The sequence below is a fragment of the Lentibacillus populi genome (genome assembly GCA_014642895.1).
Taxonomy (GTDB): domain Bacteria; phylum Bacillota; class Bacilli; order Bacillales; family Amphibacillaceae; genus Lentibacillus_C; species Lentibacillus_C populi.
Window position 1 is genome coordinate 48,152 of record BMJD01000018.1, and the last position, 25,781, is coordinate 73,932.

The window sequence follows — 25,781 nt, forward strand, 5'->3', positions numbered from 1 at the left end:
TTGTAATAGGAAATTAATTCATTAAGGAGTGCTCTGAATCTTTCACTCTAAAATCAAACTCTTAAAAACTGTGCTTTTGATACAGTAATAAAAACCTTGAAAGGCATTTTGCCACTAAAGATTTTAAAATTGATGATCAAGATAAGACAATATTCTCATTCGTGCTGCATTCAATCCTTGCAAGTATTTTTAGCAATAAAATAGTTGCTTTATTTTTTATAAGGGAAGCCATAAGTTAATTAGATTATTAATAACTCAACTTTCGCAGGCTGAAACAGGCAGATACACCTTGATATAGTTAGGTAGACCTGTAATCCATTGTTGTAGTTGACTTTTGATTAACTTTTGTATTCTTTTATTGTTGTGTTTTAGGGTATCTTCAAGAAGCTCAATTAGCTGCTGTAATGTTACAGCCCAATCAAGTTCATTTATTTCATCACATAATTCATAAAACATGCCACCCAAGGTTCGATCATCGGTACTGCAACGATTTTGCCATGAAAGCGCGATATACCTTGTAAATACGATGGTTGTATGACTGATTAGCGCATCGTATGAACGGCTTTGGAATTCCTTCTGAAGTTTCAAAAGGGATTTCGTTGTCTTGAAAAAGACTTCAATGTCCCAACGCATGCCATAGATACGAATAATTTCCTGATCACTTAGGGTGCAATCGGTACTCAAAATGGCGAGCCAATCACTTTTCTTATTTCGATTGCGTACGAATACCACCTTAACTGACACACCATTGGCCTGTGTTGTATGGATAGAACGTAAAATGCCTTTTTTACCGTCAATTGGTTTAGCCAAACGATAGAGTTGGTCCAGGCTGACACGTTTGCCATCGACAAGGTAACGTTGTTTTAGTTTTTTGACCATACCAATCACGTCAAGCCCCTGTTCCGTGATAGCCTTAATTAATGGTTGTTGAGTGAACCATGTATCCATCAACACATAAGAGGCATCAATTCCGGCGTTCATGGCACGCTTAAGCATATCTGGGATTTGCTCCGGTGCTGCCTGTAACGCTTCCAGACGACGTTTGTATCCCGAGGTACGTTTGTCAATTGTTTCGGACATACCGTTTATTTGGCTTTTTTTCGAACGCAGCAATGAAAAATCTATCGGCATGAAAGTTGCACCATCTGACCAACCAAGGGTAAGCATACGAAACCCTTTATAAAAACGCATTTTTTGTGATGCATGATCAAAGCAACGAGCCAGAAGTTCGACATGTTTACTTCGATTCCGGTCATATGATGAATCATCTAAAATAAGTGCTTTTGGGCGGTTATGATGCGTAAGTTTTGACACCTTTGCAATCGTATAAGCAGCTAGTGAAAGCAGAAAACGTCGCCAGTTGAACGTGGATTGATTCAAAAAACGATAAACGGTATCTTTGGCCGGAACATCCGAAGATTTCTTGCTTTCAAGCATGCGAAACCAGTTTTTGTTTTCAAAGATTAAACAAAAGATCAACTTGAAAATATAGGCACAAGAAAATCCAAAAGACTTTGTAATACCCGCTTTACGTAAGTGTGTTAACACGTTCAATTCTTTAAAAGTTAGTTTAATTTCGTTTGGCAGTTGCTTGTTTTGGTCGTTTTCCGCTATCATAGTAGGAGCACCTCTTCTATTTTGGTAGTGATTCTCGTCAAATCAACTATACCAAATGTTGAGGTGTTTTTTCATGTTTAAACGTAATGTCAAGGATCATATTTCAACGACTACAAGCACTTGCATGTCTTGAACTAACTATGTTTTTGACGGTGCGAAAGTTGAGTTAATAATATTAAGATGGAACTTTATTTCATGTCCTATTTGGTAACTGGTCATCCAAAATCATCTAAAACGGAGAATTTGGACGTTGAGAAATAAGAGTAATTATGCATTCAAATACTTTAATGGAATAAAGCATCATGGATGATACGTCTTATTGCTATTAGATCAAGGTATTTAGAATTTTGGCATTGGGACGTAGGTAATCACTCCTTTTCATCAAGGATGCTATCGATTAAAATAAAATTTTCTCCCCTTTTCTTAACTTTTTCCTTGTCGAAGTAAAAATGATAAAATTCGTGTGCCCATATAAAGTTCCCATAAATTTTGGTGTACACCGAATTAATCTGTATATAAAAATGCTTATTGTGATAAAAAACCAATCCTCCGTAATCATTATTCTTGATTGGGAATTCTAACACATAGGCATTTTCATACATTCATACAGATAGGTTTTCATATATTCCAAAGGTTTTGAAGCAATTAGGGGATTGCCTGAAGATTTTAGTAGTTCTATTTTTGATTTAATGGAAGGTAAATAGGCATGTTTAAAATGAATGACTTTATAAGATTATCTTTACTGTTCAAGTTTATCCCCCTCCAACATAGCTGGTGAAGTTGTTAAAGGTTCAAGAACATCAATCAACAATACAAATCCTCTAAAGGCTTGCATCCCCTCCCGGAACGATTCATCAGCCTTTTAGTGTAACTGGGATGAATTACGATAGTGTTAACTTATGGTCACTTACATTTGGATTAACATAAGATTGGCAAATATCGGTCGTTATATTGACAACAACAGATTGGACGGCACTACTTGACATGATTGTCGTGTATCTACCAATGTTTTTTGATAAAATCCGATACTTTGTACCGTGTTTATATCCATATTACGCAACGTGATTTCACCGTTTGCAAACACCGACTGGATATCTGCAATATAATCCTTTATCGTTTCCAACTGTTCTTCTACGGATTCCAGTGCTTTTGCCTGGGAGGCATCAAAAAGCATAAAGGTGCTCAACGGTTCCTCGTTTTCTTTTTCCACGTTGGACGTTATGTGAAAATGCTTCCTCATCAATCTGGGTAGTGCCACAATATCTTTCTAGCCCTCTAAGACCCACTATGGGACAAGGACCTTCTCCTTGCCCCAACAATTATGAATATACAAGCTCACCACCAACATACACTTGATCGACCAATTTCAAATTCTTTAGATCTTCGAGCGGGTTATCTTTTAACAAAACGAAATCCGCCCTATAACCCTCTTCAATTTGCCCAACTTTTCTCCCCAAAATTTCACCGGCATTAGTCGTTGCCGTTTTTAAAATTTCCTTTACATTTGGTAAAAACTTGTACATCATTAATAATTCATCAAGCAAAGCAGTGTGAGGGGTACACGGTGAACCCGCATCAGATCCAGCTCCAATCAATATATCTCGATCAAAAAATGTTTTAAATGCCTTTTCGTGTTTTTCTACAATTTCCACTGCTTTTTGTTTTGCATACGCCGGTATTTCATCTAGTAATGCAATTTGCTGATAGACATAAAGCGTTGGCGTCCACGCTATCTCCTTCTCCTCCATCATTTCTACAAGTTCTTCATCCAGATCATGACCATGTTCAATGGTATCAATTCCAGCTTGTATCGAGTTTAAGATGCCCTGCCTGCCAATTGCATGGGAGGCCACCTTTAGTCCAAATTTATGTGCTTCATCGCAAATTACTTGTTGTTCTTCCATACTTAGTTCAGAGTTACCAACCGCTTCCCCTTCGTGTCTCCCATATACCCCGCCGGTAGAACTCAGTTTAATAACTTCCGCACCTTTAAAAATCTGCTCTCGGACACCTTTTAATGCCTCATCCGGGCCATCGACAAACCTTGCCCAGAATGGATCATGGCCACCTGTCATGGTTAACGTCTTTCCGCTAGCAATTATAGTAGGTCCTTTAATAAGACCTCTCTTTACACCCTTGGCAACATGAAGAGCAATATCATCTACGGAACCAATATCCCGTATTGTCGTAATTCCACTTTCAATATAGTTTTGGCAATAGACCACAGCACGTATAAGCATTTGCTCATAGCCCTCTTCTTCTAACGTCGCCACAGGATCCCTTGAGCCATCCCACATTATATGTACATGTAAATCTATTAATCCCGGCATGAGATACTTTCCTTCTCCATCGATACATTTTATATGATTTGGGTAATCTTCTTTTGGCAATAACTTATAAATTTCTCCATTTTTAATCCAAACTCCGTACTCGTTTTTTATTTCCAAATGAGGACCGTAAAGAATTTGGACATTATCCATAATATATTCCATAGTAAGTTCTCCTCTTTATGTTTTTTTAAAAAGAGAAGTGAGTACTTTGTTAAATACTCACTTCTATCGCTGGGTCTCATTCCAGTAAAACTAAAATATTAGTGACGCTAAATCCCTAGGGTATTCCGTAATCAGCCTGCTCCCGTCTGATGTAAGAACAACAGTATCTGAGTGTCTGAATCCACCTAAACCCGGAACATAGATTCCCGGTTCTACGGAAAAAACCATACCTTCCTCCAATATAAGATCATTGTCATATCTTAAATAAGGCTTTTCATGAGCAGAAATACCAATTCCATGACCAGTTCGATGAATGGCATATTCTCCATATCCATCTTTTTCAAATACTTCCCTTGCAATTTTATCAACCTCATAAGCCTTTACACCTGGTTTAATAAAGTCTAAAGCCTTCTGTTGCGCGATTCGCGCAGATTCAAATGCCTTTTTCTGCTCTTCTGTTGGGCCTCCAATAATGACCGTTCTTTCAAGTTCTGCTCGATAACCATTTAAACCTACCTGTCGGCTGTGGATCATTACATCGCCCGTCCGCAGTTTTCTAGTATTAGAGAAAACATGTGGCATATTACTTCTCTTAACACCGGATGGTGACATTACAAACATGTCAAGTGTTGCTTGCGGATATTGACTGGCGGTCGCAGCAAAGAGCGCGGAATTACCAACAGCATCCATTTCCATTTCTGTTATCCCCTCTTTACAGCTTTTTAACGATTCGCTAACCGCCAAGTTTACAAGTTCACCGGATTTTTCTAACAGGTCAATTTCATAGGAATCTTTGATATATCGCATCTCAACAATTTTTTGACCTATATCAGCTATTTTACACCCAAACTTCTGAGCAAATTGAACAATTTCCCCTGGAGTAGACGATAAATCTACACCGACCGTTGAACCGTTTTCATTTTCACTTATAAGATCCTCAATATATTCAAAATGATTTAATTTTGAATTGCTAGCATTTGGGTGTTCGTAATAAACTTCTATTTCATCCACTATCGCCTCATGTCGAGCATGCGCTTCTTCTAGTCCTGGTACTATAATACTAGCTTTATTAAAATCAATGTAGAGTACAATTGGTCTGGAATACAACAAAGCCTTGAAACCACTTAAATAATATTGATGATCCGGATTCATTACAATTATGCTTGAAATACTTTCTCTTTCCATATGAGATCTTAACAATTTTAAACGATTACCAACTTGCATTTAAGTTTCCTCCATTCCAAAAATTAAGATGATACTTTTTTCATATCGTCTATAGATATAGTTTTATTTGATGTGAACAAACTTACGACTACTAATGTGATAATTGAGATGGGAAGCGAAAATAATACACTATTCCAATCGAGTGGCTTGTCCAGTCCGATTTCCCAAAGCAATGTACCCAAGCCACCAGTCGCAATTGATGCCATAGCTCCAGCGGGTGTTGCCCGTTTCCAAAGAAAACTCGCTAGAACTGCTGGTGTTATAGCAGCACCATACATTGTATAGGAATACATCTGAATAGCAAGAACGGACGGAAAAAATGTCCCTAGTGAATAAGCTAAAACACCTAATACGACTACCGTTACTCGGTTGAATTTTAATAGTTTTTCATCGGCTATCTTTTTCTTGCTATAACGACTATAGAGATCGTAAACCAGATTCCCTGAAGCAGAAAGTAAATAAGAGTTACCTGTAGTAATGATGAATGCTACAGCTGCGGATAATATAATTGCGCCGACCGGAACCGGGACCCCGTTTGCTGCAATAGTTAAAATCGCCGTATCAGCTGTAATGTCAGGAAATAAAACTATTGCGGAGCTAGCAAGGATGATCGTTAAACCAACAACGATAAGATTTCCAAAAAAGAAGCCGACTGTTGATCTTTTTGCCGTTTTGGCATCCTTTGCTGCTGCAAATCGTTGATACATATTCTGATCTCCCAATATCAATAAGAATAACGGAAGGAAATAACCAAGAATTTGTGGGAATGTTAGACCACCTGTCCATGATAATGTTTGTTCTGGAAGATTTTCAGCCATGCCTGAGAAACCTCCAACCGCCATTAATACAAACGGTAAGCCAATCAAGAAACCTAAAACAATTAATAAAGAGCTCACAAAATCGGTGTACGCAACTGAAAATAAGCCACCTGTAAAAGCAAGAAATATAACTAAAACCGCAGAGATGATTGTACCTAATTCCACTGGCATCCCAGTTGTCACACTTAATACGTAACCTCCGCCAATAAATTGGTAAGCAACAATTCCAACATACGCAAGCAAAATAAAAATTGCAGCAATTAATCGAACCGCGCTACCGTAGCGGATCTCCAACATCTCTGGTATGGTATGCTTTTTTAATACCCTTGCCTTGTCTGCTATGAAGTAAAGTACAATGACACCGATTGGACCACCAATCAGATTGAAAATACCTGCGATTGGGCCATATTGATAGATAAAACTCGCACCACCTACAACCGTTCCTGACCCGACCCAGGTTGCCAGCAATGTACCAACTAGAACGAATTGCGGCAAGCGACTGCCCGCAAGCATGAAATCTTCACTGGTCTTTACTTCACGCTTAGATAAATATAGGCCTAAGACCACCATAAACAGAAGGTAACTCATAATTACGACTATGTGTACCGTATTTCCCATAATTTCCACCTCTTTCCTCTTTTTTCAAGCCATTACAAAGTTCAGTACAACTATTTGGAATTATTATATAACTTTAAATGCAAAGAATTCATTAGCTGCCTTCGACAAATAAATTCCTAAACTTTATGGTTCATCAACAAAATTTTGATTTTTGACTTCACCCATTTTAAAGGCAAAATACAACATCATATAATTGTCGGGATCATGAATGTTGATATTTAGAATTTCCATGATCTTTTTGAGTCGATATTTAATTGAATTGGGATGCAAAAATAATTCTTGGCCAGTTTCTTTTAAATTAAAAAAATTCCTTAGGTAGGAATGTAATGTATGCAAAAGGTCTGTCCCCTTATTTTTGTCGTAATCAATAATAGGGCCAAGTACCTCATTATCAAAATGATTAAACAATGAATGCTCGGTAGCTACATAAACAATTTTATCCAATCCAATTTCATCCCATTTTGAATAACTTAGTCCTCTCCTAATAGCATGGTTTAACGCGGTACGACACTGCAAATACCCATTATGAATATCCTCTATGTCCGGACTTACCAGCTTAGAGCTCACACCGATGATGACAGTTGATGATTCACTAATTATTTCATCTAGAACCCCTTGATCCACTTCATCTTGAGCAATTCCAATTATTTTTTTATTTGTTATCCAAACCAAACCTTCTCGATTGTTACGATTTAAAACATGATCCATTACCTGAAAAGACTGACTAAGATTTTTATTTTCCCTTTGTTCTACAAGTAAAAGATTCTTTACTTTGTTACAATCGAAGGCAGTGGTAGTTCCACCTCCCTTAAAATCACCTCTAAATATGCTCTCAAATATATTTATATCTTCCATTTTTTGCTGGTCATCAAGGGCATTTTTTCGATCTGCTATTAATCTAAGTACAGTTGTCCCGTGCTTAATTACATCCTGAACGAACATGCCATTTCGATTTTTATTAGAGGTTAGTAATATCCCATAATATTTTGCAGTTGAGTAAATGGGGGTTAATGTTATACTTAAACGAAAACCATCCAATTCATCCAGACATAGTTCCGTTATTTGATTTGAAAATCTAACCTTTGAAAGTGCACTGTAGTGATTATTAATTATATCTTTTACAAGAGAATCAACATCCCGGTCTAATCCTACCCGATTTTCCCAAGATGAAACTACGTTAAAATTCGGATCAAGATATACAACTATATTATTTATATAATTTCCAATTAAATTGACAATGTAGTCCGTATCCTTCTCTAAAAATACAGATTCAAGCATTTTTTCATTTAATTTGTTTACTTCCTCCTGTCTAATATTGTCCTTTTTATTTAATAGCTGATTAAACCGGTCAAAAATTTGGGAGTAGGATACGTCACTAGGAATGTAAAATAGGGGTAAAGATTGGGAAATGGCGAATTCAATTATTTCTTTAGGTACTTCCTTATAGACAGCTGTATGAAATCCTACAGCTTTTACTCCTCTCTTAACAAACCACGCCATATGATTTACGATGTGCTCGATGTCCTTAAACGCATTGAAGGTTGTCATAATAAAGCCATTTTCCTTAATACGAGAGGTTTTTTCCGAAAGCTCCTGAACACTTAAATATTCAATTCTACCATTTAACCCAATATCGCTGTCTCCTGCTATTAACTCAATATCTTCATTAAGTAATTCTTTTGCGAATTCTTTTACTGTTATCAAAATATTCCACTACTTTCTCGATTGAAATAATTTAATCATTATACCGGGATTGTCCTGATTAATAAATCTATAATCAACATTTTATACTGAATTTTGTGCTGATTCAATCTATTAGACTACTAAAATGTCTACCTAGAGACCTTATTATAAAAATTTCACTTTAAGAAAAAGACTGTTAGTTCTAATAGGTTCGATTTACACTAATAAAAACTAACAGCCTTAATAATTGGACAAGCTAAAATAATTATTATACGGGAAGAGTAACGGCCACGATGTAAAATACTGCGACTTCTTCAGACCATAGAAATTAGATGAATGAATGCTACGAAGCTCTTCAAACAAATAAACGTTATTTTCTTTAACTATTTTAAATGTTTATTTAACTCTTCGGTACTTGAAAAGAATCTTCTTACAGATTACGTGTTTCTTCAGCTTAGAAAAGTAATGGGTGTTCATAATGCAGCGAGTTAGGCGAAGCAGTATAAATACAAATAATTTTGGTATTTTTGGATATTTCCCCCAATCCGTAAAAAGTATTTTTCCTGATACTTATCAACAAAAATTTTCGCTTTATGAGCTTAATATTTCTGTTATCCAGCATATCCAAATTGTTCCAAAGTTCATCGTCTCCCTACTTCTAAAAGTATGTTCACATTACACTATTAGACAGGATCTTTTTCATACTTGCTGCTGCATCACGTGGGCTAGGCGCCTTCGTGATGGCACTTCCGACAATCACCGTATTTGGTCTTTTTTGAACAATGTCTGATAAAGTATCTTCACTGATTCCACCAGCTACTGTAACCTCAAAACCTAAATCGTCGACTAAGGAAAATAGCGCAGTATCAAATTTGCCCTCCTTCTGCTTATCCTTACCAACATGAAGGCTTACAAGGTCAACACCTATACGTTTGAGTTCATGCATTCTTCGCCTATTCGAAATCTCCAATAAATCAACCATTACACGCGCATCATATTGTTTTGCAACGCCAAGTGTATCCGTAATCGTTAAATCAGATGAGAATCCCATTACCGTCGTAATATCCGCTCCTGCCTCAAATGCCTGTATTGCCTCATGTCCTCCTGCATCACAGGTTTTCATGTCGGCAACAATCGTTTTTTCAGGGTAAAGTTCATGCATTTCACGAACAACTGTCATCCCATATTCCTTAATAATACCCGTCCCCATTTCAATCCAATCGATATTTTCTTTAGTTTCCTTCACAATCTGAAAGCATTCTTCTCTTGTTAAACGGTCTAATGCTAATTGTAATTTCATGCTAGTCCCTCCCATTTATCTCTCAATATTTTCCTTTTCGCCTAACTGGATCTGTACATCTTCTAAATCTGGTAATCCTTCGTTATCTCCCTTGATACTAACTACCATAGAACCAATCGTATTCGCAAATTTCATTGTTTTTTTAAGCGGCCACCCATTCAAATATCCATAAATGACCCCTACGTCAAAACCATCACCAGCACCTACCTTATCCACTACTTTTGATGGTTTCACTGGAGGAGATTCAATTAGTTCCCCATTGAAATAACCAACAGAACCTTTACTCCCTAGCTTGACCGCAATAAGACTGATGCCTAGTTCCTTCGCTTTTTCAATGATCACCCTTGGGTCCTTTTCTCCTAAAATAATTTCCATTTCCTCATCGCCAGCTAGTAAAATATCAACGTCTAGCAAGATATCAGAGAGAACTTCCCTGGCTTCCTCCTTGCTCCACAACTTTAGACGAATGTTGGGGTCAAAAGAAATTTTTAGCCCATGTTTTTTTGCCAGTTCAATTGATTTTTTAAAAACCGGTCTGTTCCTTGGATCAATCGCTGGATAAATCCCAGTAATATGCAAAATCTTTGCTTGTTCAAAATATGCCTCGTCTAATTCATCCGGGGTCAATGTAAGTGTAGGTGATTTGTCGCGATAATAGTATGTTCGGACATCGCCACTTTCCATGATTTCTTTAAAATTTAGTGATGTCGGATAGCCATCTGCCAATTTGAGCTGAGAAATGTCGATTCCCTCTCCACGGGCAAAATTACGAATGTGCTTGCCAAATTCATCATTGCCAAGCCGACTAATCCATCCGGCATTAAGACCAAGTCGTGCACATCCTATTGCAAAGTTCAATTCGGCCCCACCTATTTTTCTTTCAAATCCATTGACAAAGCGCATCGGACCTGTTGTAGCCGGGTCAAGTACAATCATCGCTTCACCTATTGTTATTACATCATTCATATCTGTTCCTCCTACGTCTCGTCTTGTAGATCCCGGTTAAAGATCAATCGTCATTTGACAATAGAAACACCCTCATTACAACCAACAATAACTAGTTCAGCCATATCAATAAATAGACCTGTTTCAACTACACCAACCAACGATTTTAGACTACTGTGCAGCTGTTTCGGATTTGATATATCACTGAATTGACAGTCCAGAATATAATTTCCATTATCCGATACGAAAATTTCGCCATTCTTCTGTCTAATTGTCGGTGTACATCCAAGTTGTGTAATATTTCTCGCCGTTACCTCCCATCCAAATGGTACTACCTCAACTGGTAATGGGAAGTTCCCAAGTGTTGTGACCATTTTTGACTCATCGGCTATAATGATCAATTTATCAGCTAGGGCGTCCACAATTTTCTCGCGAACAAGAGATCCTCCCCCACCTTTAATCAGATTTAACCGGTTATCAATTTCATCCGCTCCATCAATAGCCAAATCAATGGACTGGACGGAGCCAAAATCGGTTAACGGGATGCCGAATTCTTCTGCCCACCTCTCAGTACGGTTTGAGGAAGGAACTCCCTGAATCTTAAATCCCTTTGCAACAAGATCACCTAATCGTTTCATCATCCAGTACACCGTTGATCCGGAACCTAACCCAATTATCATACCATCTTCAATAAATTCTGCTGCTCGCTCGCCGGAAATCTTTTTGTAAGTATCAATTTCTTTCAGCATATAAATAATCACCTTTCCATAGCAGCCAATGACCCCAGTGTTTAGCTGGAGTCATTGGACACTACATCTTCACAATCATTAAATTAAGCTAAAATAAAGTTGGGTTAATCATCTTTGGAATATAGAACGCCACATCCGGGAAAAAGGCAATAAACAATAACACAACAATTATAATTGCGATATACGGAACTACCGCTGCAAATGATCGTTCAATCGACAGGTTTCCAATTTTCGCAGAGAGAAGTAAGCATAATCCATATGGTGGTGTAACAAGTCCGACTGCCAGTGTGATAACCACAATCAACCCAAGATGAATTGGATCAATACCAAATTGCAACGCTGTAGGCAAGATTACTGGTACAAACAGAATCATTGCCGGAATCGCATCCATAAAGGTTCCGATAAACAGGAAGAAAGCAATGATGATAAGGATAAAGACCCATTTTGCACCAATATGATTACTAAAGAAATCCTGCGCAACCGTGCCTAATTGGTAATAACTCATTAATTCCCCTAACGCACTTGCCGCCGCTAAAGCAAATAAGGATAGAGAACTTAATGCAAGCGTATCAATCAATATTTTTGGAATATCTCGGGGTTTCAATGTTTTATAAATAAACATACTAATTAATAAGGTGTATAAAGATGCTACTGCCGCTGCTTCTGTTGCGGTGAAGAATCCTGAAATGATTCCACCGATAATAATAACTGGTGTAAGCAAAGCCGGGAAAGATTCAACAAATAATTTGAGGAATTTTTTCAACTCTGCTCGTGTATATCTAGGGTAATTATTCTTTATAGCCATAAAGTAAATGAAAATCATCATTGCTAGACCAATCAATACACCAGGTACGATTCCCCCTAGAAACAGCGCACCTACTGATGCATTTGTAAGCCCTGCAAAAATAATCATCGGAATACTAGGCGGAATTACCACACCAATTGTTGAAGAAGCTGCAGTCACTGCAACTGCCGTTTCCGTGTCATAACCTTTTTTTCTCATACTCGGAATAAGGATTTTACCTACACCGGCCGTGTCAGCCTGTGCAGCACCCGAAACACCTGCAAACATCATCGAAACTAAAATATTCGCATGTGCGAGCCCCCCTCTTATCGGACCAACAATTGCAAGGGAAAGTTCGATTAGTTTTTCGGAAATTTTCCCAGAGTTCATCAAATTGGCTGCCAGGATGAACAATGGAACGGCTAGTAATACAAAGGAATCCAAGCCATTCAGCATTTTCATCGGGACTGTCAATTCAGGGATATACGGGATATTCATAATACCTAATAATGCGACAATTCCAATGACAAAAGCAATTGGTATCCCAATTAGCATTAATATGATAAATAAACTTATTAATATAAATCCCATTACTCACCCGCCCCCTTTTCTTTCCATGATTTAACGTGATTAACCAAATGGGAAAGCGTATAAATAATCATTGTCCCACCCATGATTGGTATGGAAAGCCAGACATACCCCATTTTCATCTCTGGCAATGCTGTCCAATTGTAATCCCAAAACTTCTGTACTACCTGTATGCCATAATAAAAAATAGCTATAGTAAATAAAATTAAAACAAGATCATTAAATATACTTAACAAAATTCTAGCCTTACCCTTTAACCTCTTTAGAAAAAAGTCGAAGTTAAAGTGTTCCCTCCGATTAACCATTACAGCTGCACCCATAAAGATCGCCCAGATAAACGAATAATTCGCCAATTCCCCCGTCCATATAACTGGGATGCCTAAATGTCTTGTTGTAATCTGGATCATAATGACAATAAAGAATATGGATAAGAAAATTACTCCTAATGTCAACTGAACTTTTTCTAGCTCTTTCACAAAACGGTTCACTACATTTCCCTCCTAACGAAAGACTTAAGGAAAGGACACAGCTCCGCGCCCTTCGCTTAAGGTTATTAACACTTTATTTGGCGTCTCTAATTTTTTGCAATAAATCTTCAACACCCATCTCTTTAACGGCTTTATCCTGTAAAGGCTTTGCTAACTCTATAAATGGTTGACGATCAATTTCGTTAACCTTTGCACCTTCATCAATTGCTTTTTGTTTTGCTTCATCCTCCTGTTTGTAAAGTGCCTCGCGTTCAGCTTTAACAGAAGCTTCTGCTGCATCCAAAATGATTTGTCGTTGTTCTTCCGTATATTCATCAAACTTGTTGCCATTAACTAATAAGAAACGTGTTGTATAGTCGTGCCCAGTTTCCGTAATATATTTACCATTATCAGTGGTATGATGGTTTTGTTGAACAAAGTACGGGTATGCGTTTTCAGCCGAATCGACAACATCCTGCTGCAATGCCTGATACAATTCACCCCAAGCTACGTCTGTAGGAACGGAACCTGTCTGTTTCCAGTAGTCTGCTACAACACCAGATGTTTGAGTTCTAATTGTCAATCCTTTTAAGTCATCCATTGAATTGATCGGTTTTTTACCATAATAATGACGTACACCAGCAGACCAATAACCAATCAATTTGAAATCATTATTTGACTTTTCATTGATGATTTTAGCCATTTTGTCTCCAACCTCACCGTCTACTACTTGCTCCCAATGATCATAACTGTCGAATAGGTATGGTAATGCAAATAAATCAACTTCTTTAATGCCTGTTTGTGTCATAAATCCTGGAGAAACAAGCACCACGTCAGCTGCACCAAGTTTCAGTTTCTCAACTAATTCTGATTCTTCTGTACCAATGGTTCCAGCATGTACCTCTAATTCAATATTTCCATCAGATTTACTTTCCACTACCTCCTTAAATTTCAATAATCCATCTTGATATGGGTTGTCCGGGTCAGTTTGATTGTGGGCTGCAACAATCTTGATTTTACCGCCATCCTTGCCAGAACCTGATCCTGCACTTTCATCGCTGCCACAACCTGCTAATGCAGTAAAAAGTACTAATGCAAGTCCAAATGCTAATAGTTGAAATTTCTTCATTTTAAATTCTCCCTTCGGCCATTTATTTTATTTCTTTCAATCTATTTACAAATTGTCTAGCCTTTTCGATTAATAGCCTATAATCACTAGGTTCTTTAAGTTCTTCTGCATTGACTAAATTGCTTCCTATTCCGACCGCTATACCTCCTTTAATAAGGTATTGATTCATATTTTCCAACGTAATTCCGCCTGTTACCATGAGTGGAATGTGTGGTAATGGACCATGAATGTTTTTGATATAATTCGGTCCAAACACATCTGCTGGAAATACCTTGACCATACCTGCACCATTTTCATATGCCGTTAAAATCTCTGTTGGTGTTAAGGCACCAGATATCATTAAAATGCCGTACCTGTTCGCAAATTTTATAGTATCAGCATTTAAAGTCGGGGAAACAATAAATTCTGCACCTGCCATAATAATTGATCGAGCTGTTTCAGTATCCAGAACAGTTCCCGCCCCCAAAAGTACCTTATCAGAAAATGTTTCTGCTATTTTTTCAATTAAGGTTGTTACCTTAGGTGTCTCAGCCGTAATCTCAATCGCTTTCACGCCACCTTTATACAGCGCATCGACGATTGGGATAATATTGGTTTCATCCGCTTTACGAATTACTGCTACAATCGAGTTTGCTTCAATCTTTTCAAGGATACTCATCCTTTCACCACCATCCTAACTGCTATTCCAAATTGGCATGCCGTTTGTTTAAATTTGTATTATCGCTTTCATCTGATTTTGCTTGCAAAAGATGAACCATTAATGCATCTAGCAATAAATGTGCTGATTGGTCAAACTGGCTTCCCAGCGGTTGAATCGTTCCAGGTTCATGTGATTCTCGTTTTTTGGTAGCAGCCGGAATAAATACAGTACAGTTTGAAAGTTGTCCAATCTTAGAATCTCTGTTCGTCGTAACTAATGCTAAATCAGTTCCAACATCTTTTGCTTTCTCGGCAAATTGTACTAATGAGCCCGTACTGCCTGATCCTGAAATAATGATTAATAAATCTTCTTTTCCAATGCTTGGTGTGATTGTTTCTCCAACAACATAGACAGAATAACCACTTTGCATTAGTCGCATGGCAAAGACCTTCCCAATCAAACCCGACCTGCCAGTTCCTGAAACAAAGATTCGTTTTGCGCTCGTAATTTGATGCCCTAATACAACAACCTGACTTTCATCTAAATTTTTCAAGACCTCAGCAACCTCTTCCGTAACTGTTTCAATGATTTTTCTCATTGCTTCAATCTCCTTTCCTATTTCGATATAGTGTTTTCATAGAACAACAAAAAAAGATTTAGGTCTTGGAGGAGGATACCCGAACGATTAACCTAGGTTTGAATCGGTCAATATTTGCTACCTCTTCTCTACTGTCCTTGTTGGTTATTTTATCTAACAGCACCTTAGCAGCCCGTTTCCCCATATCAAATGTTGGCTGTGCTATCGTTGTAATAGACGGATGATAAATACCGGCAAATGATACATCGTCGATTCCGATTAGAGCCAAATCTTCAGGTATCTTCATCTGGTTTTCCTTTGTATATTTTAATATTTCAATTAATGCCAGATCGTTTCCCGCAAGAATTGCTTGGGGAGGATTCGGTAATGACACCATTACTTGCAAATCTGATTGTATCTCATGAATTTCTGCACTCTTGATATATTCATCTTCCATTGGTAAACCATGTGCCTCAATAGCTTTCTTATAACCGCTTATTCGTTCAATTCTCGGTGTAATATTCCTAAAAGTTGATGTTGTTACAATCCCAATGCGTTCATATCCATTACGGACAAATTCCTCAATCGCCAGTGAAGACGCTTTCTCATTATCCAGCAAAATGGAACTAATCGCTAATTCCGGAACATGTCGATCCAGAAATACAATCGGATAGTTTTCCATAATCATACGTTTATACAATTCAACATTATCACCCGTTGGGAAAATAATAATGCCATCAATTTGCTTTGCTCTAAGCATATCGATATATTTCTTTTCCTTTTCAGGATCATCATCTGCATTACAAACAATGATATGGAAATCCAATTCATGGCAAAAATCCTCGATCGCCCGAATAATCTGTGTTGAAAACTCATGCAAGATATTTGCGACTATAACGCCAATTGTTGTGGTCGATTTCTGTTTTAGACTTCTAGCCACAATATTCGGCCGATATCCTAATTCTTCTATGGCCAACTCTATTTTTTCTTTCGTTTTCTTAGCCATGTAATCATACCGTTTATTTAAAAATTGTGATACGGTGCTTTTTGAAACACCTGCATGTTCTGCAACATCTGTAATTGTAACCGTTCGCATTTTTCGTTCTCCTATATTAAAATTAAGTATATTTTAGACTAAATCGGTTTAGTAAATCGATTTAGTAAGAGTATATAATAATTGAAAGCGTTTTACAAGCATTTTTTTATTGTCTTTGGAAAAGAATTAGGAACAAGTTCCGTGCTTTTCCTAATGGTTAGTTTTATTTAACAAAAGCTGCCAATGGTTATTTACAAAACTATATCCGCAGCTTTTTAGCCCACAATAATTCATTCAATCTCTGCTGCTACAAAGTATTTTTATTGTAACTGTTTTTATATTCTCGGCTACAGTACAAAATACACTGTAATTATCAACTAATAAATGTCCTATTCCCATCCTCATAAACGAGTATTTTGCACCAGAGGATTTCTATTTAGCATGTTATCCAGATTTGTAATTGCATCGGTAACTTTAATTTACAAACACGTGGTCTAACTCCACCGTCTTTAGACGGTATACGCTTTTAGCCTTATCTTTTTTGTCCATACTTAAAATGAGGTGAATAGTATGGACGGATATAAGAAAAGTAGCCACACGGTTTACGATATAAAATATCATATTATATGGGTTACAAAATATCGATATAAAATATTACATGGGCAAATAGCAATAAGGACCAGGGAATTAATAAGGCAAGGGTGCGAGGCAAGGGGTATTACCATTTTGCAAGGAAGTGTGGGAAAGGATCACATTCATTTGCTGTTATCGTGTCCACCAAGTTTAGCACCAAGCCAAATTCTTCAGTACTTGAAAGGAAGATCATCAAGACTCCTCCAGAATGAATTTCCTGAATTAAAAAAGAGATACTGGGGTCAACATTTATGGGCAAGGGGCTATTTTTGTGCAACAGTTGGAAATGTGACGGAAGAGATAATAAGAAATTATATAGCGAACCAGTCAAACCAGGTAAAAGATGACACTTTCAAGATAGATGATTGAGTTTAGTCAATTTTAGAGTATGCTTCAGCATAGTGTCTTTTAGAAGACTTCAGCCTTAAACACGACTTTAGTCGTCGTCGTCGACATTTATGTCAAAATCCACCTGCTTTAGCAGGTGGTCGTTTAAAATACTCCTTTATTCTGCATAAGTCCTGATATGTTTATTAAGTAGTTATCTAGATAATTGTTGCCAATAGAAAACCCTCGAACTTTATCATAAGATTCATTCAAGGGCTGAGCCTGCAAATTTTCATTCATCACCTTATCTAATTTTGACTATTCCTTTTGTATCTAAGGATCCCTAGAACGCAAAAAATCTAAGACAAAATCTTTTACAAGGAACCTATCCCTATTACCCTCACTAGCTAGTGTGACTCTTCCCCCTATCCAAGCTGCCCAATACCAGGTCTTCTGGATAGGCGGAGTTCTTCTCCTTCATAAGCGATGACGTCCGGTGTTTCGCTTAGCCATAATGGTGCATCCAGATCAAAGTAGATGACATTTGGATGTGCGGCTGCAAAATGGGCAGCTGCTCCAACCGAATGTGCCGGTTCCATCATGCTGCCAATCATGCAAGCAACGCCACTGATTTCAGCCATACTGGCAATTTTCCAGGCGTTGGCAATTCCCCCGCATTTCATCAATTTTATATTTAACAGATCTACATAGTGCCCACTTACTAACTGAAGTGCATCTTTAGGAGAAAATAAGCTTTCATCCGCCATGATCGGAATGTTGACATGATCGGTCACAAACTTTAATCCATCCAGATCCCGTGCTGCAATGGGTTGTTCAATGAATTCGATCCCAGCATCCATGGCTTCCATTTGATTAATCAGCTGAACCGCCTGTTTTGGGTTCCACCCTTGGTTGGCATCCAGCCGGAGCGTTACTTCAGCCGGTACTACATCACGAATTGCTGAGATTCGGGTAAGATCTAGTTCTGGCTGAGATCCAACCTTGATTTTCAAGCGGCTAAACCCATCCTTCACACATTTCTTCGCATCCGCTGCCATCTTATCTGGCGTATCCACTCCAACCGTCATTGATGTGTTCAGCGATTTGTTGCCGCCCAGCAAGTTATATAGCGGGACATGGAGCAATTTGCTATAAGCATCATAAAGCGCAATGTCTGCTGCTGCCTTGGCACTTGTATTGCCAATGCAACATCTTTGGATCGCATCAAGCAATAACTGAAAATGGTAAATATCCTTTCCGGCCAAAGCCTCCTTGATAGGACCTAATAACGCGGCCTGAATACTTTCCGTCGAATCCCCAGTAATCACCCAGGTCGGCGCTGCTGCACCCTTACCGGTGATCCCATTCTCTAATTGAATGGTCACCTCAATGCTCTCGATTTCGGTTGCCGTCCTTAGCGCCGTTTTAAATGGCGTTCGTAATGGTATGTTTCGATGTTCAACTTGCAAATCTCGGATTAGCATACAAATTCCCCCTCTTGCTAAGAATATAGATTTTCACTTTACATGATTCCAAGAATTTTCCCAACCAGCATGCCGAAATAGGTGCCCAGAAACGAGCCAATTAAGGCCATGATGACACCAACTGGAATCAAGGTCCGACTATATGCAGCCGCAAGCATCGGTGCTGAGGCCATGCCGCCAATATTGGCAAGACTGGCAATCCCAAGTGTGAATAAATCATATTTAAACAACTTCCCAAGCAGCAGCATGATAACCAAGTGAAACAGCATAATCAGAAAACCGGAAACGAGATAAATAGGTGCTTGAGCAATCTGAGAAAAGTCAGATTGAGAAGCAATAAGCGCCACGATAATATAAAGCATTACATTGGAAACATCCAGTGCCCCAGGAATTCGAGATACCGGCGTCTGGCCAAGAATCAGGCCAATTACTGAAGCAATCAAGATTGTCCAGGTTGTGGCACTAAATACATCTCCCAATTCCGGCAAATGATCACCTGCAAATGTAGCCAATGCAGAAACAAGTAGCCCAGTTCCAAGAAGATACATAATATGTTTAAATTGTAATCCTTGATCATTTTCCTCTACTGCTGCATCTTCTTCCAGTTCATTGTCTATAAAGGACGTATCTGCTTTTGTCCAGCGATTAAAAGCACCTGCAAATGGAACGAGCCAGAACATGAACATCACCCATACTCCATAATTAATCGTATCCATCATTAGAGCATAGCCAAAGATATTTTCCGGAACCTTAAGAATATCCTGCAAAGCAACCATATTGGCTGACCCGCCAGTCCAGCTTCCAGCAAGCGCACCAAACGCACGCCACGTATCCGCAACATAAAAGTGTTTGAAAATAGCATAGACAATGACAAATCCAAGCATGATGCTGACAACCGCTACAAGGTAACCGCCAATCATCCGTGGTCCAAGTTTGATAATACTACGGATGTCACATTTCAACAGCATGATCATCAACATCGCCGGAAGCAAAGCCCCTTTCACACTGGTATACGCCGTTTCCGTAGCATCATTGTCAAACAAGCCAATTGTCTGTAAAAATGCTGCCCCAATATAAATCAGAACAATCCCCGGAATAAATTTAAAAAAGCGATTGGAACTAAACTTATTTTCAACTCCTACCATGACGGCAGCCAGTGCCACCAGGACAGCGATATACATAAAACCATCTGTTATCATTTCGGTTCCTCCTCTAGTAAATAAAAATCCAGCCCAACAAATAATTGTCAGGCTGGATTTTGACTAGGTTTATTTAGTCAAAGCAGCTTTTGCTTGCTCATATTTATTTTTTGCATCATAGAATGCAACAATCAGCGCTTTTTGCGAAGAGCCCAGATACCGTTTGCGAATATCCTCTTCCACCTTGTCATCGTCTACCTTCCGTCCTATAAACAAGGAACGGACAAACTGATTCGTCAACTGGATGGTTGAAGAACATTCGCTATCAACAATTTCATCACTGGTAACGTCAATCACCAATGCCAGAAAAAATTGACTATACTTCTTGGTAATCGGATTATTCTGTGGTGACTTTGCATCCCCGATTACGTAGATCGTTTTCTGATTATACAATTACTAAATCTCCTTCACGTCATTGCAGACGATACAAGGGACCGGCAAGGGAAACTTGCAGTGGCTTGTATCGTGCGAGCGCTTACAAGTAGGTATAGTAATAATATAGCATTTCGGTAACTATCAGTCAATAGTAGATTGACGTTTTAGAAATTATTGTAAATAGTATTCATATTATTTATTTTGGTTCTATTGTCCAGCCAAGACAGAATTATTTATAAAAAGAAAATGGGAATATTCCATATATTATTACATGGGTTTACTTGAAATAAAGCCTTCTAGAATAAATCCGTCTTCCCTTTTCGCTAACCTTTTAAGTCAAATTTCCTATGTATTAATTTACCTTTTAAAAAACGTGACTATAGTTTCGTTCCTTTATTACCAAAATTAATAGTATTCACATTTTTCTATTGAACTATATTAGCTTAATGCCTATAATGGCTGTAATAAGTAGGAACGATTTTACATTAAATCTTTCAAATAAGTTCGATATTCACTTTATCATATAATAATCTATTTAAGATTAAAAATCTTGGCATATGTTAATTTATTCACAATTATCCTAAGTTCTCGTACATGTAATTTCCCCCTAGTTTTTCTTAAACCGGCTTTCATTTCCAACCTAGAGTAACCCAATTAGAGCAATCAAGGATACTGGAAAAATCCAAAAAAGAACATATTGCTAGAAGTATTGAATGTAAGGTAAGACTCCCCAAGGGCTCGTCCCTTGTTAATATATATTTTTATTCCAAGGTGCATACGGAAAATTTAATAACCCTACTATTTAAGAGCCATCAGTCCAAATACATTACAAGGAGGCATTTTTAGTGAGGATAAGCACTTTTTCATTATACCAGTGAAATGAATAGAAACAGGTTAGTTGTGCCCAAAAACAAGGAGGTTACTATGAGAAAAAATATTTGGAAAAAAATTGTACCTTTCGTTGCGATTTTATTGTTATTGCTGAACCCGATTACCGGACTGGAGATCCAAGCCAGTGGTAAAAGTGAGAAAGTGGACGATGATTTCATGAGCCACGAAGAGCTGGGTCAAAGGCTAGACCAAATTGAGAAGACCAGTTCAGGCAGGGTCGAGGTCGACGTCATCGGGCACTCACAACAAGGCCGTGACATCTATGCCGCTCGTGTAGGTACGGGTAATCAAGTATTGCTGATCAATGGTAATATACACGGTAACGAGAAGAGTGGTCCTGAGGCACTTATGCAAATGTTCGAGATTCTTGGGACTAGCGATAGCTCCCGTGCTCAGGCGGTTCGTGAGGAGGTTACAATAGTTGCCGTGCCACGGCTCAATGTTGACGGTGCTGAGATAACGCAACGGCAGAACGTCTTCCCATGGGATGAGGTCATTGCGGCTTACCCACATCTCGAAGGTGCTGAGCCCGCTTGGAACTATAGTGAAAGAAACGGTGGCTTTGATATCAACCGGGATTTTAACCCGGATCTGAGCTATGAACCTGTGTTGGAAGATCTCCCCGGCTCGAGTGCTGAGCCCGGTTTTTTCCTGACGAACGAATCCCGCATACTCAGAGAGCTATATCTGGATCTAAAGGCTGAGTTTGGTAAGGTGGAAGCCTTCGTAGACCTTCATCACATGGGCACCCCGAAGACCAACAAAACTGGTGAGGATGTCACGATTGCAATAGACTATCCGCCACTGGGACCAGACAACAGTCCGAAGTACGATGATTGGCCAGAATTGGATCAAGAAAAATCCATACGCTATGCGTTGGCTGCTGCTCTTGGCGTAAAAAAATTCTCAGATGATGAGGAGCCCGGTGTGGCCCGTTATTTACACCCAGAGGAGCGCGATTTACCTGGTCAAGCTAGGTCTTCATTTGCTCTTAATGGGACAGCGACCGTCCTGTTCGAGATGCCTGGCCAACAGCCTAGATATGGTTACGATCAGGAGCTAATAGATCGCGTAGAGAACGGGCTGTGGGGTATTGCCACTCGGATGGCGGATGATTCTATCAACAATCTCAATGGTGATGACTTCTTTAGCCTGCCCAAGTATTGGACCGAAAGTGCATCCGATATGAAAACACTTGTCGAGCGCTTCAAAAAAGAGGGGGAGTTCGATAGCGACGATGTTGCCCGTTCCTTATCGACCCATTTGACTGCTGTGATTATTTACGAGGAAAAAGGTTTGTCGGAAAAGATTGTTAAACACATGAAGATCTTTAAGTTGCTACTTGATCATCAGAAAGAAAAAGGATTGATTGCAGATAATGCTTATAACAGGCTCAAGGATGATGCTGATTATTTAATTGAGAAGTGGTAACGGTTTCGAAACTTGAAATACAAGATGCCTACTGTGGCAGGACAATAACTGCCACAGTAGGATCTTTAAATATTTAAATATCTAATTGTCGGAATGAAGCAATGCGCGGTTCCCATAAATGCCAACCCAATACTCCCATCGGCACCTCAAGATGTTCCTGTAAAAACAGCCACTACGGCATCTATCCATTCCTTCCATTCTTTATGGGTAAAGATGATTTGCACTCAAAACCTCACAACATCCATTCTTTCTTACATTTTCTCGTTTCTCCAAGGAAATCAGTCTATTGTTATCAGAAGGTTGCCCCATTAACATTGACTATAAATATTTTAATTGATTTAATTGATACAAACATGAATAGCAGGTGGTTACCGATGAGTCTGAATTTCGAAAGTCCAGAACCTTTACATATCCAATTAAAAAAAAAGTTAAAAGAAGACATTTTAAACGGATGTTATAAGAATAAAATACCGAGTGAACGTACATTAATGGAACGTTATTCAGTCAGTAGAACAACAGTACGTATGTCTGTTTCGATGCTTGTAAATGAGGGGATTTTACAAAAAAGCCATGGAAAAGGAACCTTTATATCGAATACCCCGGTACAGGATTGGCTTGGATCATTTAAAAGCTTTACTGAAACAGTGAAAAGCACGGGTATGAATCCAGGTTCTAAATTGATTTATCAGGGAAAGTCATCCTCCCCTGAAAAAGTAGGAAATATACTCGGACTGGATCAATTTTATTTAATTGAAAGACTCCGCTTTGCAGATGATATTCCTGTAGCAATAGAGAAGCATTATTATTCCGTGGAGATTGGTGAAAAACTTGAAAAATATGATTTGAATACAGTAGTTATATACGATTTGCTTGAAACTACACTTGGTATTAATTTGTGGAAGGCAAAACAATCAATAACTAGTGGGAAACCATTAAAGCAGGATGCTAAATACTTGGAAATCCTAGAATCATCAAGTGTATTGCTTAGTGAACGAATCATATATGATCCACAGGGTAATCCAATTGAATTTTTAAATAGTGTATTTAGACCAGATATGTACAGTTTTAATATTGAAATGATGAGAGCAAGGGAAAATTAGAAATCCCTCTAGTTTTTATTTCTGCAGGAAGTTAATTGGGGATTCAATAGAGTTTAAATGGATCTTAAAATTTAACTAACCAGAATGTATTGACAATTCTGGTCTCTTATGCTTTAATTATTCATAACAACTGGTAGTAACCTGTTGTTACATCCATAATATAATTTTTACTTTGAATACTATTTTGCTGTAAAGGAGGAAAAACATGGCTACCTTATCTTTACCGAACCGGATTGAGGTCGGTTCGGGAAGTATTAACCAACTGAGCAAGGCAATATTATCCTGTGGGGCTACTAAACCCCTAATTATTATGGACGCATTTCTAGCGACAGATCCGCTGAATATTCATAAGAAAGTACAAGACGTACTCCAAAACAACGGTTTAAAATTGACACTTTTTACCGATTATTCCGGGGAACCCACCATTGAGCACGTTCAGGATGCTCTATCAACGCTAAAAGATTCTCAAGCAGACTGTGTTGTTGCTGTTGGCGGTGGGAGTGCAATTGATATTTCGAAAAGTGTCTCCTTATTTGGGTTGAATTCAGATTTGGAATGGTCTGAAATTACATCAAAACCTTTCTTGAATCGATTACCTCTTATAGCAGTACCAACAACTGCTGGTACTGGATCCGAAGCAACTGGTATTATGGTTGTATCTGACCCTGAACTTGGAGTGAAACTAAATCCAGGCCACTCAGATTTGATTCCAAATATAGCTATCCTGGATCCTGAACTAACGGTTAGTTTGCCAAAGCACTTCACAGCTTTTACAGGTCTTGATGCACTGACACATGCCATTGAGGCATACGTATCCAATCGGGCTTCCATGTTGACGGATTCTTATGCGTTAAGAGCAATCAAAATGATAGGTGAAGCTCTTCCTAAAGTATATGAAGATGGTTCAAATTTAGAAGAAAGACAAAAGATGCTTTTGGCAAGTTGCTATGCGGGAACAGCATTTTTTAATTCCTCAACAAACCTGGTACATGCTGCCGGACGCGCGTTAGGAAATCGCTTTCACATCCCTCATGGTTTAAGTGTTGCAGCTTTGTTACCTTCCGTAATGAGGTTTGGTCTTAAATCGGCAGTTGACCGCTATCGGGATATTGCAGTTGCTTTAGGCGAGGAACCATCAAAAGATAATGATGAACTTGCACAATCATCGGTTGAAATTATAGAAAACTATAATAATAGGTTTGGAATTTGGGATGCATTGCAAAAATACATTCAAGATACCGGCAAGTTAAGTGATTCCATTCATGTGCTTGTAGAAGATGCCTTATCAGGAAATGGAATAAACACAAACCGAAAACTACCTTCAATGCAAGACATTGAATACATTTATAAATCACTCTTTAGTAAAATAACGGTAACGAACACTGTAGAGCCTACAACTAACTAAATTAATTATTTCAGGAGGGTTTATTATGGTAATGACAGAAAGCGCTTTAACGAATAAAAAAGTAAAAATGACACCAAGCGAGGCAATCGTTGAAACACTTGTCGCAGAAAATGTCAAAGAGGTGTATGGAATCGTAGGATCGGCCTTTATGGATATGTTGGACCTATTCCCGACAGCTGGAATTCGCTTTATCCCTGTTCGTCATGAACAAAGTGCCGGTCATATGGCAGATGCGTATGAACGTGTTTCCGGAACTGCCGGGGTCATTG

The 25,781-nt window shown here is 38.4% G+C and carries 23 protein-coding genes; 5 read left to right on the forward strand and 18 right to left on the reverse strand.

Annotation, left to right across the window (positions count from 1 at the left end):
• Nucleotides 1-255: 255 nt before the first annotated feature.
• From IEX12_RS12050 to IEX12_RS12120, 15 genes are all read right to left on the reverse strand, one after another.
• Nucleotides 256-1,617, reverse strand: a complete 1,362-nt coding sequence (locus IEX12_RS12050; protein WP_188725245.1) for an IS4 family transposase — start codon at nucleotides 1,615-1,617, stop codon at nucleotides 256-258.
• Nucleotides 1,618-2,563: 946 nt separating this feature from the next.
• Nucleotides 2,564-2,875, reverse strand: a complete 312-nt coding sequence (locus IEX12_RS12055; RefSeq protein WP_286171116.1) for a hypothetical protein — start codon at nucleotides 2,873-2,875, stop codon at nucleotides 2,564-2,566.
• Nucleotides 2,876-2,936: 61 nt separating this feature from the next.
• Complete coding sequence (locus IEX12_RS12060; RefSeq protein WP_188725247.1) at nucleotides 2,937-4,109, reverse strand: metal-dependent hydrolase family protein; 1,173 nt, start codon at nucleotides 4,107-4,109, stop codon at nucleotides 2,937-2,939.
• Nucleotides 4,110-4,199: 90 nt separating this feature from the next.
• The gene (locus IEX12_RS12065) at nucleotides 4,200-5,333 is read right to left on the reverse strand and encodes a M24 family metallopeptidase (RefSeq protein WP_188725248.1); all 1,134 of its coding nucleotides are present in this window, start codon (nucleotides 5,331-5,333) and stop codon (nucleotides 4,200-4,202) included.
• 23 nt (nucleotides 5,334-5,356) lie between these two features.
• Nucleotides 5,357-6,769, reverse strand: a complete 1,413-nt coding sequence (locus tag IEX12_RS12070; RefSeq protein ID WP_286171117.1) for a sodium:solute symporter family protein — start codon at nucleotides 6,767-6,769, stop codon at nucleotides 5,357-5,359.
• Nucleotides 6,770-6,892: 123 nt separating this feature from the next.
• Entirely contained in the window at nucleotides 6,893-8,473 is a 1,581-nt protein-coding gene (locus tag IEX12_RS12075; protein ID WP_188725249.1) for a helix-turn-helix domain-containing protein, read from the reverse strand.
• Between the two features lie 649 nt (nucleotides 8,474-9,122).
• Entirely contained in the window at nucleotides 9,123-9,752 is a 630-nt protein-coding gene (hxlA, locus tag IEX12_RS12080; protein ID WP_188725250.1) for a 3-hexulose-6-phosphate synthase, read from the reverse strand.
• Nucleotides 9,753-9,767: 15 nt separating this feature from the next.
• Nucleotides 9,768-10,718, reverse strand: coding sequence for a sugar kinase (locus IEX12_RS12085; protein WP_188725251.1), 951 nt, complete (start codon nucleotides 10,716-10,718; stop codon nucleotides 9,768-9,770).
• A gap of 50 nt (nucleotides 10,719-10,768) precedes the next feature.
• Nucleotides 10,769-11,446, reverse strand: a complete 678-nt coding sequence (rpiA, locus tag IEX12_RS12090) for a ribose-5-phosphate isomerase RpiA (RefSeq protein WP_188725252.1) — start codon at nucleotides 11,444-11,446, stop codon at nucleotides 10,769-10,771.
• An 88-nt stretch (nucleotides 11,447-11,534) separates the two neighbouring features.
• Nucleotides 11,535-12,821: a TRAP transporter large permease gene (locus IEX12_RS12095; RefSeq protein WP_188725253.1), complete on the reverse strand. Its 1,287-nt coding sequence runs from the start codon at nucleotides 12,819-12,821 to the stop codon at nucleotides 11,535-11,537.
• Nucleotides 12,821-13,306 (reverse strand): TRAP transporter small permease, encoded by a 486-nt coding sequence (locus tag IEX12_RS12100; RefSeq protein ID WP_286171119.1) that lies wholly within the window; start codon nucleotides 13,304-13,306, stop codon nucleotides 12,821-12,823. Before IEX12_RS12100 ends, IEX12_RS12095 begins: the two co-directional genes overlap by 1 nt.
• Nucleotides 13,307-13,379: 73 nt before the next feature.
• On the reverse strand, nucleotides 13,380-14,414 hold the full coding sequence (locus IEX12_RS12105; protein ID WP_188725254.1) for a TRAP transporter substrate-binding protein: 1,035 nt from the start codon (nucleotides 14,412-14,414) through the stop codon (nucleotides 13,380-13,382).
• A 22-nt stretch (nucleotides 14,415-14,436) separates the two neighbouring features.
• Complete coding sequence (locus IEX12_RS12110; RefSeq protein ID WP_188725255.1) at nucleotides 14,437-15,072, reverse strand: bifunctional 4-hydroxy-2-oxoglutarate aldolase/2-dehydro-3-deoxy-phosphogluconate aldolase; 636 nt, start codon at nucleotides 15,070-15,072, stop codon at nucleotides 14,437-14,439.
• 22 nt (nucleotides 15,073-15,094) lie between these two features.
• Complete coding sequence (hxlB, locus tag IEX12_RS12115) at nucleotides 15,095-15,652, reverse strand: 6-phospho-3-hexuloisomerase (RefSeq protein ID WP_188725256.1); 558 nt, start codon at nucleotides 15,650-15,652, stop codon at nucleotides 15,095-15,097.
• Nucleotides 15,653-15,710: 58 nt separating this feature from the next.
• Nucleotides 15,711-16,727: a substrate-binding domain-containing protein gene (locus tag IEX12_RS12120; protein WP_188725257.1), complete on the reverse strand. Its 1,017-nt coding sequence runs from the start codon at nucleotides 16,725-16,727 to the stop codon at nucleotides 15,711-15,713.
• A 510-nt stretch (nucleotides 16,728-17,237) separates the two neighbouring features.
• Here IEX12_RS12120 and tnpA point away from each other — a divergent pair.
• Nucleotides 17,238-17,669, forward strand: a complete 432-nt coding sequence (gene tnpA / locus IEX12_RS12125; protein WP_188725258.1) for an IS200/IS605 family transposase — start codon at nucleotides 17,238-17,240, stop codon at nucleotides 17,667-17,669.
• Between the two features lie 383 nt (nucleotides 17,670-18,052).
• Here the strand turns inward: tnpA and IEX12_RS12130 are convergent, their stop codons facing one another.
• The 3 genes from IEX12_RS12130 to IEX12_RS12140 form a co-directional block, all read right to left on the reverse strand.
• Nucleotides 18,053-19,111 (reverse strand): dipeptide epimerase, encoded by a 1,059-nt coding sequence (locus IEX12_RS12130; protein WP_188725259.1) that lies wholly within the window; start codon nucleotides 19,109-19,111, stop codon nucleotides 18,053-18,055.
• A gap of 38 nt (nucleotides 19,112-19,149) precedes the next feature.
• Nucleotides 19,150-20,310: a DUF819 family protein gene (locus IEX12_RS12135; RefSeq protein ID WP_188725260.1), complete on the reverse strand. Its 1,161-nt coding sequence runs from the start codon at nucleotides 20,308-20,310 to the stop codon at nucleotides 19,150-19,152.
• Nucleotides 20,311-20,379: 69 nt separating this feature from the next.
• Nucleotides 20,380-20,703 (reverse strand): DUF3870 domain-containing protein, encoded by a 324-nt coding sequence (locus IEX12_RS12140; RefSeq protein ID WP_088052608.1) that lies wholly within the window; start codon nucleotides 20,701-20,703, stop codon nucleotides 20,380-20,382.
• 906 nt (nucleotides 20,704-21,609) lie between these two features.
• Between IEX12_RS12140 and IEX12_RS12145 the strand changes: the two genes are divergently transcribed.
• The 4 genes from IEX12_RS12145 to IEX12_RS12160 all read left to right on the forward strand — a co-directional run.
• Nucleotides 21,610-23,007 (forward strand): FIMAH domain-containing protein, encoded by a 1,398-nt coding sequence (locus IEX12_RS12145; protein ID WP_230856214.1) that lies wholly within the window; start codon nucleotides 21,610-21,612, stop codon nucleotides 23,005-23,007.
• 374 nt (nucleotides 23,008-23,381) lie between these two features.
• Nucleotides 23,382-24,107: a GntR family transcriptional regulator gene (locus IEX12_RS12150; protein ID WP_102414735.1), complete on the forward strand. Its 726-nt coding sequence runs from the start codon at nucleotides 23,382-23,384 to the stop codon at nucleotides 24,105-24,107.
• A 205-nt stretch (nucleotides 24,108-24,312) separates the two neighbouring features.
• Nucleotides 24,313-25,512: an iron-containing alcohol dehydrogenase family protein gene (locus IEX12_RS12155; protein WP_102414734.1), complete on the forward strand. Its 1,200-nt coding sequence runs from the start codon at nucleotides 24,313-24,315 to the stop codon at nucleotides 25,510-25,512.
• 25 nt (nucleotides 25,513-25,537) lie between these two features.
• Nucleotides 25,538-25,781 (forward strand): thiamine pyrophosphate-binding protein (locus tag IEX12_RS12160; RefSeq protein WP_286171122.1); only part of this gene is annotated, 244 nt, incomplete at its 3' end.